This is a genomic window from Aestuariivirga sp. (assembly GCF_044239095.1).
GTDB lineage: Bacteria > Pseudomonadota > Alphaproteobacteria > Rhizobiales > Aestuariivirgaceae > Aestuariivirga.
Map to the genome: position 1 here is coordinate 1 of NZ_JBIICB010000096.1, position 13,871 is coordinate 13,871.

At 59.6% G+C, this 13,871-nt stretch carries 16 protein-coding genes and 2 pseudogenes; 10 read left to right on the forward strand and 8 right to left on the reverse strand.

Annotated features, from left to right (window positions below; all coding sequences use genetic code 11):
* From ACILRA_RS10570 to ACILRA_RS10595, 6 genes and pseudogenes are all read right to left on the reverse strand, one after another.
* Nucleotides 1-328: pseudogene (locus ACILRA_RS10570) on the reverse strand (hypothetical protein); the annotation flags it as partial.
* Between the two features lie 130 nt (nt 329-458).
* Nucleotides 459-629, reverse strand: coding sequence for a hypothetical protein (locus ACILRA_RS10575; protein ID WP_395662064.1), 171 nt, complete (start codon nt 627-629; stop codon nt 459-461).
* A 526-nt stretch (nt 630-1,155) separates the two neighbouring features.
* Nucleotides 1,156-2,280: an ATP-dependent RecD-like DNA helicase gene (locus ACILRA_RS10580; RefSeq protein WP_395662065.1), complete on the reverse strand. Its 1,125-nt coding sequence runs from the start codon at nt 2,278-2,280 to the stop codon at nt 1,156-1,158.
* The gene (locus ACILRA_RS10585) at nt 2,280-2,504 is read right to left on the reverse strand and encodes a hypothetical protein (protein WP_395662066.1); all 225 of its coding nucleotides are present in this window, start codon (nt 2,502-2,504) and stop codon (nt 2,280-2,282) included. The genes ACILRA_RS10580 and ACILRA_RS10585 overlap by 1 nt, the downstream gene beginning before the upstream one ends.
* Nucleotides 2,505-2,528: 24 nt before the next feature.
* Complete coding sequence (locus ACILRA_RS10590; protein WP_395662067.1) at nt 2,529-3,293, reverse strand: hypothetical protein; 765 nt, start codon at nt 3,291-3,293, stop codon at nt 2,529-2,531.
* Between the two features lie 4 nt (nt 3,294-3,297).
* A complete protein-coding gene (locus ACILRA_RS10595) occupies nt 3,298-4,131 on the reverse strand; it encodes an ATP-binding protein (RefSeq protein ID WP_395662068.1) in 834 nt (277 codons plus the stop codon).
* Between the two features lie 39 nt (nt 4,132-4,170).
* Between ACILRA_RS10595 and ACILRA_RS10600 the strand changes: the two genes are divergently transcribed.
* The 3 genes from ACILRA_RS10600 (at nt 4,171) to ACILRA_RS10610 (ending at nt 5,511) form a co-directional block, all read left to right on the forward strand.
* A complete protein-coding gene (locus ACILRA_RS10600) occupies nt 4,171-4,473 on the forward strand; it encodes a hypothetical protein (RefSeq protein ID WP_395662069.1) in 303 nt (100 codons plus the stop codon).
* A complete protein-coding gene (locus tag ACILRA_RS10605; RefSeq protein WP_395662070.1) occupies nt 4,470-4,751 on the forward strand; it encodes a helix-turn-helix domain-containing protein in 282 nt (93 codons plus the stop codon). Before ACILRA_RS10600 ends, ACILRA_RS10605 begins: the two co-directional genes overlap by 4 nt.
* Nucleotides 4,752-4,836: 85 nt before the next feature.
* The gene (locus tag ACILRA_RS10610; protein ID WP_395662071.1) at nt 4,837-5,511 is read left to right on the forward strand and encodes a hypothetical protein; all 675 of its coding nucleotides are present in this window, start codon (nt 4,837-4,839) and stop codon (nt 5,509-5,511) included.
* A 103-nt stretch (nt 5,512-5,614) separates the two neighbouring features.
* Here the strand turns inward: ACILRA_RS10610 and ACILRA_RS10615 are convergent, their stop codons facing one another.
* On the reverse strand, nt 5,615-5,974 hold the full coding sequence (locus tag ACILRA_RS10615; RefSeq protein WP_395662072.1) for a cupin domain-containing protein: 360 nt from the start codon (nt 5,972-5,974) through the stop codon (nt 5,615-5,617).
* Between the two features lie 144 nt (nt 5,975-6,118).
* Here ACILRA_RS10615 and ACILRA_RS10620 point away from each other — a divergent pair, with 144 nt between their 5' ends.
* The 6 genes and pseudogenes from ACILRA_RS10620 to ACILRA_RS10645 all read left to right on the forward strand — a co-directional run.
* The gene (locus tag ACILRA_RS10620; RefSeq protein WP_395662073.1) at nt 6,119-6,337 is read left to right on the forward strand and encodes a hypothetical protein; all 219 of its coding nucleotides are present in this window, start codon (nt 6,119-6,121) and stop codon (nt 6,335-6,337) included.
* Nucleotides 6,334-6,777, forward strand: a complete 444-nt coding sequence (locus ACILRA_RS10625; protein WP_395662074.1) for a DUF2924 domain-containing protein — start codon at nt 6,334-6,336, stop codon at nt 6,775-6,777. Before ACILRA_RS10620 ends, ACILRA_RS10625 begins: the two co-directional genes overlap by 4 nt.
* Nucleotides 6,774-8,093 (forward strand): recombinase family protein, encoded by a 1,320-nt coding sequence (locus ACILRA_RS10630; protein ID WP_395662075.1) that lies wholly within the window; start codon nt 6,774-6,776, stop codon nt 8,091-8,093. Before ACILRA_RS10625 ends, ACILRA_RS10630 begins: the two co-directional genes overlap by 4 nt.
* Nucleotides 8,090-8,464, forward strand: coding sequence for a hypothetical protein (locus ACILRA_RS10635; RefSeq protein WP_395662076.1), 375 nt, complete (start codon nt 8,090-8,092; stop codon nt 8,462-8,464). The genes ACILRA_RS10630 and ACILRA_RS10635 overlap by 4 nt, the downstream gene beginning before the upstream one ends.
* Nucleotides 8,465-8,511: 47 nt before the next feature.
* A complete protein-coding gene (locus ACILRA_RS10640) occupies nt 8,512-9,012 on the forward strand; it encodes a thermonuclease family protein (RefSeq protein ID WP_395662077.1) in 501 nt (166 codons plus the stop codon).
* Nucleotides 9,013-9,489: pseudogene (locus ACILRA_RS10645) on the forward strand (transposase); the annotation flags it as partial.
* Here ACILRA_RS10645 and ACILRA_RS10650 read toward each other — a convergent pair.
* Nucleotides 9,393-10,004 (reverse strand): helix-turn-helix domain-containing protein, encoded by a 612-nt coding sequence (locus ACILRA_RS10650; protein WP_395662078.1) that lies wholly within the window; start codon nt 10,002-10,004, stop codon nt 9,393-9,395. The pseudogene ACILRA_RS10645 and the gene ACILRA_RS10650 overlap by 97 nt on opposite strands.
* Before the next feature lie 304 nt (nt 10,005-10,308).
* Between ACILRA_RS10650 and ACILRA_RS10655 the strand changes: the two genes are divergently transcribed.
* On the forward strand, nt 10,309-13,869 hold the full coding sequence (locus tag ACILRA_RS10655) for a glycosyltransferase family 2 protein (RefSeq protein ID WP_395662079.1): 3,561 nt from the start codon (nt 10,309-10,311) through the stop codon (nt 13,867-13,869).
* The last annotated feature ends 2 nt before the right edge of the window (nt 13,870-13,871 follow it).

The window sequence follows — 13,871 nt, forward strand, 5'->3', positions numbered from 1 at the left end:
GAGCCTCACACCACGCCGTCAGCGTGGCGAGCAGACCACCGTGGACATGTGCCGCGTCCGTGCCGATATGTCGGCGCACTTCCTCAAAGTACACGGCATCGATACCGCCAGTGATCTCCAGCGTCTGGTCGAGCCACTTGCCGAAGCGCAGGTAGCGCATCCCGCCGCCTTCGTAGCGGCTGGGCCGGAATTCCGCCGTCCCGTGGACGATGCGGCAGCGGCTGTTGCGCACGGCCCAGCCGGTGGTGGTGCCCAGGTCGAGGGCAAGGATGGATGGAATCGTCGGGGTTGCCTTTGCCGCAAGCACAGGCAGAGTCGCGAGTACCATGATGGTCTCCTTCAGTGAGGGTTGATTGTCGTGGTGGAGGACGGCGGCAGCCTCGTGCTTGGCGGTACTGGCTGCCGTCCGTCTGACTTCGGCGCCGCGCGTCACGGCGGCCGGGGGAGAAGCGCGCGGTTCACTCCATGATCTCCGCCAGCCAATGCGGGAGTTCCTGGTCCTTGAACACCGGCGAGCGCGGCAGCTTCTTCCGCACCGTGTCGGGCGGAGGCGGCGGCTCGGGCGGCAGCTCCCAGGGGGCTCGGATGCGGCCGGAGGTGGTACGGGAAGGTGGGGAAGGTGATGACAAACGTTCCCCCGCACGTTCCCCGGCAAAAGTCTCTGATTTTTCAGCCTCAGGGGAACGTGGGGAAGGTGGGGAAGGTTTTTCCGGCTCTTCCTTCACATGCGTGTGCGCGCGCGCGTGCGTTAGTGTTGGAAAACGTTCCCCACGTTCCCCACGTTCCCCAACACCAGTGATATCAATGGCTTGCTCGGGGGAACGTTTGCACTCAACGTTCCCCTCCGGGGCACAACGTTCCCCGCTTGGGGCAAGATCCGACCCCGGAAAACGTTCCCCACGTTCCCCACGTTCCCCGACCAGCGCCAGCCGCCATAGCTGAGCCTTGTGTTCGACACCGACTGCCGTGAGACGGACATCCCGCTCAGCAACCCGAAAAACCCGGTCCCGCATCCGTCCGAGAGCCTTTCCAAGACGGGTGCGCTGTGACTTCTCGTTTCCGGGACCGAGCGGAATGGGCGGCTCACTGTCGACTGCAATGTCGTAAAGGTCTCCCGACTTGACTTCAGCTGTACCGAAACGCGCCCACCAGCCGCTAACGAACACGCCCCAGGCGGTACGCGTCGCGCCGGCCGCGATCCCGGTTGAAGACGATGTGGTCGTCATATTCGCCGCGCCAGAAGTGTTGGGGCCCCGAGATCTCCTGCCCGTCTTCGGTGCGCACGGTCGCGCTGAAGGAGACTTCGTTTCCGGCCTGATGATGGACATCGCTCAGGGTGAGAAACATGCCGTTGATCAGCCCGAGGTCATGGCGGTTCTTCAGGCAGATGATCTTCTCGCCCGATCCGGTGGGAAGGTCGTGCGAGAAGCCTGCGGCGCGCTTCATCGACATGTTCAGCCCGCGCCGCGTGGCGTTCGAGCCGCAGAGGACCTGACCGCCCCTCAGCATCTGTTCCGGGCTCACATCCCGGCGCGGCATCTTCCAGACATGCTCGTCATAGGCGCCGTAATCGATGGGGAGCCCCTGCCGCGCCATGGTGGCAAGCCGCAGGATGGCGCTGTCACCGGCCTGGCGGTGGATCTCGTCGAGCATCACATCCGGGGCCACGTTGGTGAAGGCGCCCTCGCCATGGATGGGCGGCAATTGTCCCGGATCGCCCAGCACCAGGATGGGCTTGCCGAAGGCGAGGAGGTCATTGGCCATCTCCTCACCCACCGTGGACACCTCGTCGAGAACGATGAGGTCGCAATCGCGCACCAGCGACTGGCTGTTGAGGACGAAGCGCGGCTCATGGATATGCGCGAGGCGCAATTCGAGGCTGGCGATCTGGGTCCGCGCGAAGGCGAGCTCGCCGGGACCCATCAGGAACAGCCCGGCCTTGAGTTGTTCAAGCTCCCTCTCGACGCGCTCGATTTCTTCCTCTGTCGCCTCGGAAACCCGGTAGATCAGGCTGTGGATGGTGGACGCGGGCGTGCCCTTCCGCGTCATCACCAGCGCGGCCTTGCCGGTGAAGGCGGCAAACTGCACGCCGCCCCAGCCGCCATTGCCTTTCATGGCAAGGCCAAGCGCCTCTATTGCGTAACGGGTGATCGTACTCTTCCCGCTTCCGGCATACCCAAAGAGGCGAAAAATCTGCTGGATATGACGGCGGTTCAGATACCAGTCGCGGATTTCCGCAATGGCGCGCGCCTGCGCGTCAGAGGGGGTGAAGCCATTCATCACGCCGCCACCTCGTAGTCCTTGACCACGCCGCCGCGCGACCTGTCGCCGACCTCGCATTCGCGCACGAACACCCGGCGGCCATCAGCGAGATTACGCCAGTGTCCGCCATCGCCTCGAGATCGCGCAGGCTGAGCGAGCTTATGGGACGGTCGAGCCTTCCTCTTGCCTCCAGCCATGCGCCGATCTCCCTTGCCGCTTCCCGCGTCACGTGGGCTTGCCACTCGTCATCCGTCATCTTCGCTGCCTCAGCTGGACAGCCAGGCGGGGCCGGGCTTGGCAGCCGGAGCCGGAGCCGCGGCCGATGCAGGGGTTGGAGCAGCTTGCGGAGCGGGCGCAACCTGTGCCGGGGCATTGGCGTTGAGGGCCCCGCCCCATGCGGGCTTTGTGGCGGCCGGTGCCGCAGCATTGCCCTGCCCCCATGCGGGCTTCTCGGCCTCGGGCTTCGCCGCAGCGCGCGGCCGCGCAGAAGGTGCAGGCGGCACGTGCTCGCCATTCATCACCTTCTGCCACTCCGGCTCGTTGGGCAGCACGACACGGTCCAGCCGGTTGCGGTCGGCGTAACGCGGGTTGTCGCTGGGTTCGACCTTGATCTTGCCGATGAAGGTGATGCCCGACATCTGGGAGAGGCCCTCGAGCAGGCGCTTGGACTTGGCAGCCTCGCTCATGTCCTGGGGATCGAGCCCCAGCGCACTGTCGATCATGGAACGGAAGGTCGACTTGGTGATCTTCCAGCCGATGGACACACCCTGCTCATCGGTCTTGCCGCCGATGACGGTGAAGAACTGCCAGAACTTGCGCCGCGCATAGAGGCCTTCGGCGATGGTGAATTCCGCATCAATCTGCTGGACATCGCTGCCAGGTGAGTTGGACGGCTTGAGCAACCTCGCATCGGCGGGGCTGGCACCGTCAATGGTGCCCGGTTTGAAGATCATGGTGATCTTCGCAAAGGTACCATCCGGAATGATGTCGGTGGCGACCTGCGGCTGCACGTCGTTCATATCATAGGTCATGGGTTCAACCTTTCTTTGGGCTGTGGATCTTGGTGAGAAGAGCGGCGAGGTCGGCGGGCTCGGTGACGGCGAGCCTTCCGGACCTGTCTTTTGCGGGGAGGCTGAAAGGGTTCACGGTCTGGCAGACAAGGCGGCGGGTTCGACCTTTCACAGGATCGTGCCGCCAGCCGTCGCCCTCGGGCTCGAAGAGGCCTAAGGTGGCGACCTGGTCGACGATGCCGGGTAATTCCCGGGCAACCTTTCCGCCCTCGAGCTGCGGCTGCCAGCTTGTCCGCCCGAACTCGTCGGTGATCTGCTCGAGGATGCCGACGAAGATCGTGGTCTTGCCCTCTGCATGCTGGAGGTGCTTGAGCAGTGTGATGACCTCCCTCGCCAGTAAGCCATATGCACCGCGCACGTCGGGCTTGCCGGTCCGTTCCGAGAAGGCCTCCGGCTGCTGCTTTGCCCAAGCCATGGCCTGACGGGTTAGGTCGGTGAGCGAGTCGACGAAGACATAGCGCTTGGCCTCGACAAGTGCGGCGAGGTCCGGATAGGTCTTCGCAACATGGGCGTGGTGCCCCTCGGAGTAGTAACCATTCGGATCGGCGGCGGGATTGACGCCGCCAATCAGGCAGGCGATGTCGCGCGCGTCCTCGAAGCTGCGGATGGGGATGCTGTCGCCATCCCAGTCCTGCACCGACATGAGGCCCGCCTCGAAGTCGAGGCAGAGCGTCTCCTTGCCGGGCAGCGCCTTCATGAGCGAGGTCTTGCCCGAGCCGCTGGGCCCCAGAACGCACAGCGTGGTCCGGGCGATGGCAGTCGAGAGACGCATCGCGGCGGTGACGAGGCGGAGGCTCATGCCCGCCTCCCGTCGACATGCTCCAACTTGTAGCTGGGCTTGTCCGAGACCACCGCCGAGTGGCGCGCCAACGAGTTCATGGGTGCTCTTCTCGTTCCCGCCCTTGCGCTGCATCGCCGCCTGCTGGCGCATGCGCGGGCCGAAGGGCTTGCAACCGAAAAAGCAAGAAGCCTCGGCCATCCCGCCTGGCCGGTCGTTTCAGCACCTTGGGATCCCGAAGCCCTTGCCGGCGTGACCGACGTGCTGGCGCAGGAGTTCGGGGTTTCGCCGCGTTTCATCAGCGTGCGGCTCAGCCAGTACCGGCTGATTGGCCGCCGCAGCAGACTGGGAGACCTGAGATGAGTTTCGGACCCTATATCCGCCATCGTCGTATCGAACTGGGCTATGGCCTGAACGAATTCTCAGGCAGAATCGGGATCTCGCCCGCCTACTGGTCGCGCGTAGAACGCGGGATCGAGAAGGCGCCGCGCGACGACCTCATCGAGAAGACCGCGAGCCTTCTCGGCATGAGTGTCGATGAGCTCTTCCTGCAGGCGGCGCGGCTTCCACCGGACATGCAGAAGGAACTGCCGCAGGTTGTCGCCTTCTACCGGCGTTTCCGCGACGACTACGCCCGCTAGCCTGTCTCGGGCTCGATCAATTCCCAACTGCCTGCGGAGATCACCGCTCCGCTGGAAGGTCCTTTCTTTCCGTCAGGAGTGTTCCATGCCCAATCTGCGCAAGCCCTTCTACCATGTCGACGAAGTCCTCGAACGCTGGAGCATCTCCGAGCGTGACCTCATGTCTTTTGTGCTGTCCGGAGCATTGACTGTTTCCGCAACGGTCGCCGGTCTGCGGGTGACCTACGGGATCTGCCGCCCCTCCGCCGCAGGCGTGACAGACCGCATTGCCAGCAGCCACCGTTACATCATCGGCATCGTGCCGCTGCAGGGCTGTGACGCCTGGCGCGTCATGCGGCAAGGCGAGTTTGCCATCACCGCGCTGCAGACCCCCGCGGACGAGTTCGCCATGATCGACAATCCGGCAGGCCACAACCAGCATGTTGTTGGAAAATCCGACCTCGTCATCTCGCATGAGGAACTGATCTGTTTCGAAAAGGCAAACCCTGCGCTTGCCGGTCAGGCTGAGGCGGAAGATGGCAACCGGCGCGGCGCACCCTCAAGATACCAGTGGGACGACATCTGGGTTGAGCTCTGCGCCATGATCTTCCTCGACGGGCTTCCTGAGACGCAAAACGAACTTGTCCAGCACATCGCCCGTTGGCTCGAGTCCCGGGGCAAGCCCGTGCCTGACGACAGCACCATCAAGAAGAAGATCAAGCCATTGTGGCAGCGGCTGCGGGAGCCCATGGAGCGGCATTCAGCGTCACACAATGCATGACGAGGAAGTCCATCGCGCTGGAACCGCCGACGCTCCCGAACTGGTTGGGACTACAAGAGGGTGCGAGGGTGCGAGTCTGCACCCTTGACGATGAGCTACGGCTTCACGCCTTTTCATACTTGATGAAATAGAGCTTCCGCGTCTTCTCATGGATGGTCCACTCGCCTTTCCAGCCGATGGGCAGGACCAGCATCTCACCTGCTCCAACGTCCTGCGACCGGCCGTCCGTATCGTGCAACGAGACCCGGCCATGAACGATGTGGCAAATCTCCGAGTTCGTCTCGCGATTGGCCGTAAACCGCCCGGGCGTACACTCCCAGACACCTGCCTCAGCCAGACCGTCAGGCGATTCCCACAGGGTCTTTGCGGCCTCGAGCTGGTTTCCCTCAACGGATGTGGGCTTTGGCTGCGGCGTGCCAAGATCCATATTGGCCAGATGGGCGAAGGTCTGGAAAAGGATCATGTTTTCTTCCAGTGCAAGATAGTTGGCTGGCCGCGATGTATGATCGCAGGGCCGCCTGCACGCAAGTCTCTACGCCGGCATTCGCGTATCGCCACCCCCTGAGAGTAGATCGGAACCGCGCCGGTAATACACAGGTGGAAGCTCATGGAGCAGCCTGCCTTGGCAAATTCCCTCGACCCCAACCGCATGTCCCCCGCCGAACGCCTCGCCGAGTTGGGCCGCATCCTCGCGGCCGGCTTCATCCGCATGAAGGCGCGGCAGTCCAGTCCTTTATCTGCTGACTGCGGAGAAAGTCTCGTCGACATATCCCGCCCGAAGAGCAGTCATGCAACCCGCAACTCAAATAGAGGCATGACACGATGAGCGATCAAGTGCTGGCGAGATTGGCGGCGCTGAAGACCACGCCCACCCCAAAGCTCAAGGAGCAATGGCGGCAGCTATTCGACAGCGAGCCACCGGCGTTCAACCGCCGCTATCTCGAAAGCCGTCTCGCCTACCGCATCCAGGAACTGGCTTATGGCGGGCTGAAGCCGGAGACGGTGCGGCGGCTGGAGAGGCTGGGTGAGGAACTGGACGGTGGCAGCAAGGCGAAGCGGCAGACGCGCGCCGACTCGCGGCCAGTCGCCGGAACGCGCCTCATCCGTGAGTATCAAGGCGTGGAGCACTGCGTCACGGTGCGGGACAATGACTTCGAGCATCAGGGGCGACCCTACAAATCCCTGTCTGCCGTTGCACGCGCCATCACGGGCACGCAGTGGAATGGTGTTGTCTTTTTCGGCTTGAAATCCGGGAGGCGCGCATGACCAAGCCAGCTGCAAGAAAACTGCGTTGCGCAGTCTACACCCGCAAATCCTCTGAGGAAGGGCTGGAGCAGGAATTCAACAGCCTCGACGCCCAGCGCGAGGCTTGCGAGGCCTACATCGCCAGTCAGCGCTCAGAAGGCTGGGCGCTGGTGCGCGATCACTATAACGACGGCGGGATCTCCGGCGGAACGCTGGACCGCCCTGCCCTGCAGCGGCTAATGTCCGATATCGAGGACGGCCTCGTGGACGTAGTGGTCGTCTACAAGATCGATCGCCTCTCGCGCTCGCTGATGGATTTCTCGAAGCTGGTCGAGGTATTCGACCGGAACAATGTCACCTTCGTGTCCGTCACCCAGAGCTTCAACACCACCACTTCGATGGGAAGGCTCACCCTCAACATCCTGCTGTCCTTCGCCCAGTTCGAACGCGAAGTAACGGCCGAGCGTATACGTGACAAGGTCAAGGCAAGCCGGATGAAGGGCATCTTCATGGGTGGCACGCCGCCATACGGCTACAAGCCGAAGGATAGGAAGCTTGTGATCGACGACGAGGAAGCCCGGAACGTCCGGTGGATCTTTGCCCGATTCCTGGAAATCGGCTCGGCCACGGAGCTTGCGCGGGAGGTTGTGAGAAAAGGCATCCGAACGCCGCGCGGCAATGCCATGAGCAAGAACTTCCTCTACCGGATGCTGAACAACCGCGCCTACATTGGGGAAGCCGTCCACAAGGGCACCGGCTATGCGGGAGAGCACGAGCGTCTGATCGACCAGCGGACATGGGATCATGTCCAGTCCATTCTGAAGGAAAGCCCACGCCTTCGCGCCAGCAATACGCGCGCCGAGACGCCCGCCCTGCTAAAGGGCCTGCTCTTCGGGCCAGATGGCGCCGCCTTCTCACCGACACACACCCGCAAGGGCGACCGCCTCTACCGCTACTACGTCAGTCAGACGGTCTTGAAGCACGGAGCTAGCAAATGCCCCGTGGCGCGCGTCCCGGCGGCGGAGATCGAGGCTGCCGTGATTGGCCAGATCCGCGGCATGCTGCGCGCGCCAGAGGTGGTCGTGGCAACCTGGCGCGCCGCGCAGCCGGAATGTGAAGGATTGGCGGAGGATGAGGTGCGTGAGGCGCTGGCCGCGTTGGATCCGCTCTGGGTGCAGCTATTCCCCGCCGAGCAGGCGCGCATTGTACAATTGCTGATCGAGCGCGTGGACATCGGCACAGATGGTCTGAGGCTCAGGTTCAGGGACAAGGGAATGGCGCAGATGGTGACGGAGGTCGGCACCATTACCGGCAAGGGCCGGAAGGCCGCGGCATGACAGAGCAGACCATCACCGTCATCGTGCCATTCGCCATCCGCAAGCGCGGCGGACGGAAGCTTGTCATCACGCCGGATGGAACGGCTGCATCACCCGCGCAACGTGCAAGGTTTGACAGCGCGCTCCTCAAGGCCCTCGCGCGTGGCTTCCGATGGCGCAAGCTTCTGGAAGCCGGCGACTTCACCACCATCGGGGACATCGCCGGGGCCGAGAACATCAACCCGTCCTACGTCAGCCGCGTGCTGCGCATGACGCTGTTGGCGCCGGAGATCGTCGAGGCCATACTGTCAGGGCGGCAGCCGGAGGGGCTGACGATGGCGAGGGCGATGCAGCCGTTTCCATGGGAATGGCAGCGCCAAGTATTCCCATGATGTCGCGAACCGTTCCCGATTTCCCAATCCCGTGATAGGGATTTGGCATGATGATCAACCGTAAGCCCTTGATGGCAATATGGATTGCATTGGTAGCATCTCTCGGCACCGGCGTGGCTGATTCCATGAGCGCTCCTACGATCCAAGGCACCGCCTCCGTCATCGACGGCGACACCATCGAGATCCACGGCGAGCGGATACGGCTCGACGCCATAGACGCGCCGGAGAGTTCCCAGCTTTGCCTGGACGCCGTAAGCAAACGATATCGCTGTGGCCAGAAATCCGCCTTCACCCTCGCCGACATGATCGCGCGATCCACCGTTACCTGCCAGCCAAAGGGCCGAGACCGCTACAACCGCGTGATCGCGGTCTGCTTCAAGGGTACGACCAACCTCAATGCCTGGATAGTCTCGCAGGGTTGGGCCGTGGCATTTCGAAAGTATGGAATCGATTACATTGCGCAGGAAGACGATGCCCGCATTGCCAGGCGCGGCATATGGGCTGGTTCGTTCGAGATGCCTTGGGACTGGCGGGCGCGGAAGCGATGAGCCGCACAGCTTCTCGAGCGCGCGGTCTGGGCGGAAGGATGCCTCACCATCCCTCTCGCGCTGCATGCCGACAACGGCAGCGCGATGAAGGGCGCGACCATGAAGACCACCATGGAGCGTCTCGGCGTCATTCCATCTTTCAGCAGGCCGCGGGTATCGAACGACAATCCCTTCTCCGAAGCACTCTTCCGGACCTGCAAGTACGTCCCGTCCTGGCCCGCTCGTGGCTTCGCAAACATCGAGGAAGCGCGCGCCTGGGTTCATGCCTTCGTCCGCTGGTACAACACCGAGCACAGGCATAGCGCCATCCGCTTTGTCACCCCGGACGCCCGCCATCGCGGAGAAGACGGTGTCCTGCTGAGCACCTGGCACGAACTCTATCAGGCCGCACGAGCCAGATACCCGGCACGCTGGTCGGGCAAGACCCGAAATTGGAACCCAGTCGGATCCGTCTGGCTAAATCCTGAGCGTCCCAAGGACGAACGGCAAGGCCGTGGGGGCGCCGACGCGCTCCCCCATGAAGCTGGCGGCGGCGCCCCCATGGCCGGACACGATCGAGACGCAGCGTGAAACAAGTTCAGATGACAACTACTTTGACAAACACCGCCCGGGCGGAGAGACAGCTGAACAAAGGTCCCGCGTCCGTTGGTCTGCTGCTGGCGCTGAAGCTCTGTCCGCCACCCCCGCGCATAAGCCGCCACCCGGCCATAAGAGCCGGCGTAGCCAAACGCCACCAGATCGCCGTGCAACTGCTTGAGGGTTCGCCGTGCTTTACGCGACTTCCCGGCCTCGGTCTTCAACCAGGCGGCCAACTTCTTTGCAAAGGGGTCAAGCTTGCCCGGCCGTTCCGGCGTGGCGGAGATCGGTTCGATCGTGTTCGTCGCCAGATGCCTGGTCACCGTGTTCCGCGACAGCCCCGTGCGCCGCGAGATCTGTCGGATCGATAATTTCTGCCGCAAATGCATCCGGCGGATGATGTTCAAAAGTCCCATGTGGATCACTCCGTTGCCCCCGCCGCTCAATGCTTCAGGGGAAGGTTCACATGGCTCAGTTCTCAGTGGAAATTAGGCACCCAGCTGGCTCAGTTCTCGCTGAAAAACAACACCGATGACCGCATAATGGCATTAAGTACCCAAGGAACGGAGTACGGTCCAGTAGTCACGAGATCTACAGGCTCTGGAGCCTGTTCAAATCGTGTGTAATGCGTGGATTGATTGTGCGCTAAACTTTCATATAGTGGTCAACATTAGCGCAACCAGAAAAGCTTGAAGCTTGGCTGAGTTCGGATAGAAACATATGACTGACACGGCACTGCCTATGGTTAAAATAGATATTAAGAAAAAAAGCGATGATGCTGCGAAAGCTTTGCGTACCAAAGACTGGCTGTTGGTGTTCAACATTCTTGAAGATGCGCTCAAGGATGATGGCGCAGATTGGCCGTTGCAACCGATTCTCGATCTAGGGGCCGCCGCTTCGCAGCTTGGCCGTTTCGACGAAGCCAGCCTTGCATACGAAATGGTGAGGGCACGTGATCCGCAAAACATCGCGGCATGGAAAGGCGCCGCATTTGCTGCATCCCGTCGGGCGGCATGGGAACAAGCTGTCGAGTTGTGGCAGGGCTGCATTGCGCTTCACACACCAGACAAGCAGCAGGACTGGTGGTGGTCATCACTTGGTGAGGCATTGGGAAAACTCGAGCGCTGGGAAGAAGCAGATAATACCTATGCAGAGATGCGGAAGCGTTGGCCATCAAGCTTATCCGCTTTTAGCGGTGGTGCCTTTGTGGCCTCGCGGCGTGATGACTGGGTGTCTTCTGCGCAGTTATGGCAAGGCTGCCTTTCGCTCTCACCACCTGAAAAGCAGCAACCTTGGTGGTGGTCAAGTTTTGCGGATGCACTTACGCGTCTTGGGCGCAATGAAGAAGCCGAAAGCGCCTATAAAGAGTTACGCAAAAAATGGCCGGAGAAGTTGGCAGGCTGGCAGGGAGGCGCGCGCCTTGCCAGCCGCAAGGCAGATTGGGGGAGTGCTGCCGCACTTTGGTGTCAAGCCATGGCGCGTGTTCCAGATGAGTCGATCAACGCTTCTAGCGTCATCTTGGCCACTCTTTCGCAGTTGCACGTTGGAAATATAAGCGCCGCAAAGCATTTTCTTGATAGAATGCTTCGGCGCTGGCCTGATGAACCGTCTGGCATGCAGAATCTGCTCGGATGTTTAGTTAGAGACTTTGGAGCGAGGCGATCTGCGCGTATTCTTGATGAAATCGGCTTACTTAACCGCTCAGCCTCTTCAATCGTCGAGACTAAACTCATTGATATTTTACTAGCAGCCGGACGTCATCATGACGCCGCAGAGCGCATTGCGGAGCTGAAGAGAAGGAGCCTTGATAATTTCGAATGGTTTTTTGCAACTCTATCGTACCATAGATCGTTGGGTGACGATCGCGCTGCTTTTCGTGAGGTGGAGAACGCCCTTTGCAGCCGCCAAAATCTTGAGATATTCACAGCTGATGATGTTGCAGTACTGGCTTACCAAGCCGCGATGGACATGACGGAGGCAGCAGCTTCGCTTGCACAATGGTTTGGAGAAGATGTAGCAAAGGAAGCGGTTCACAAGAGGTACTCGCTCCCGACTGCCGACCATGAGACCAGTAGAGCCGAATATCAACCACCACTGTTGTCTTCCTCATGGTCTGGTTGGAACAAGACATGCAGGGAAAAATTCAAAAAATTTCAGTTGAATCGCCAGTATAGTACCTTTCTTTCTTTCGTTGAATCCTCTGTCAAGAGAGCTTCTCCTTTACGCCTTCGCAGGCTTCTTGCAGTTGCTTCTGGGCGATTTCCGAACTCAAGCAGCGCAACAATGCTAAGATCCATTATTGAACGAAAGACAGTGCCAGCAAGCGATCCAGATCAAGCATTCGCGTCACGTTGGCGGCTAGCGTTGCCTCCCCCTGAGCTCTCAATCGCAAACCAGTTGAATAGTCGACCATGGCGACGGTTGGTCTGTGTTGTACCGATACGCGATGAAGATGATCTTCTCCAGGGCTTGATAAATCACTACAGGTCGCTCGGTGTTGAGAGCTTCATTCTAATAGACAATGGATCCGCCAATGATCCCGCCAGCCTTCTCAAAATCTTCACTGATTGCGAGATCACATTGGTTCGGTGTAGCGGGCGGTTCTCAGATGCACGCCACGGCGTAATGTGGATTAATGAGATTGCTGAGCTCGAAATCTGCGATTGGCTGCTGCTGAGTGACTGCGATGAGCGGTTCATTTATCCGGGTAGCTCTGTCACGTCTATCGGCAAGCTTTTGGATCACTTGGATCGCAGAGGCGATACGGCATTATTCGCGCCAATGCTTGACGTCTTTGATGCGACTTTTGCGGCTGGTGATCGAATATCGTCAAGAATTGAAGATCACGTACTGATCAACGCTAATCTTGTATCAGATGCTGCATTGAAGTCACCTTGGATAACTATTCAGGGCGGAATCAGAAACACGATCTCGAGCAATCTGGAGAAAGTGCCGCTCTTAAAAGTATCAGCTGGCGTAAGATTGACGGGTAATCATCATGTCTCGAGTTGTAATCTAGCAGAGACCAGAGGAGCCTTGTTGCACCTAAAGCTCTATCGCGACCGAAGTCTTCTCGACATGCAGCCGAAGGATGTCGTTCAGGAAAGTCGAATCCGCGATCGGGCTCGCAACTGCGTGGCACGACATTTAGCGTTCCAGAGTTTGGCTCACGGAAAGAACCGAGCATCTCCATTTCAGGTCGAAGCGTCCGAAGTTCGCCTCATGAAGATTGGCTATATGTGTGCGGACCCTGAATGGCGCGCGCAATTACCATTTCAGCTTCCAGAAGATTTGACGCTAAAGACAGAAATGCTGAGTCTGCGTGAAGGTGAGCGTGTTTCCAGTCGGCAGCCGCTCCATTTTCGTTCTGTAGACTTGCCAGACGTTATCAGAGATCTCTGTAGTCCGGCGGTTTATCTAAATCGCTCGGAACTTCGAGTTCTGATCAGAGCTCACTTTGCGCGTATTGTGCGCCGAGATGTCAAACTAGCTGTGCTGCTCCCTCTTGTTGTTACGCTTCGCAGAAATGATCTGGCCCGCCGCATTCTGCGACTTTTGAAGGCCAGCATGCAATGTGGCAGTCCCTGTGTTTTGGCATTAAGAGCATCTGCAAACCAATTAAAGCCTTATCGAGAGCTAAGAGGAGAACTGCTCGAGATGGCATTTGATGCGGGGGACAGAACAGAGTCGCTGTTGATTGACTTATCGGAGTGTTATGCGTGGTCAGGTCAGTACGCCTTGGCAATTCAAGTTTTGTCCGACGTAGACATGTCTGCACAAAAAGGGGCGGTGTTTCAGAAGTTAAGAGCTTTGATAGGGCTTGGTGATTGGGAAGGCTATACAGGTCTTTTGAACGCGATCATGGAGGACCCCACTGAGCAGCCCTATTGGAGACTGCTTAGCTTCATTTCCATTTTTCCCTTTCCGGCTAAGCGTGAGAAGCTTCTCGCAAAGCTTCTGGGCAGACTTAGCTCATCTCGCATGGGTCCCGATGCATCTGTATATCTGAGCATTCTGCACCTGCTTGGTCAGCAAGATGATCTGGCTAGTGCCTTTTCAGGTCTATCTGATGCTCTTCCTGACCAATCGCGTCGTTACTTCGAGAGGGTTATTGCCCGGCAGAACGAGCCCGTTATCTTCAATCGCTTGTGGTGCCTTGGCTTATCCAAGACAGGTACAACCAGTTTTCATGATTATTGTAACAGAATAGGTCTTCTTTCGGCGCACTATATAAATCCGGCTCTTTTGAAAAACGAGTGGGTTACGCTGCGTGACCATTGATC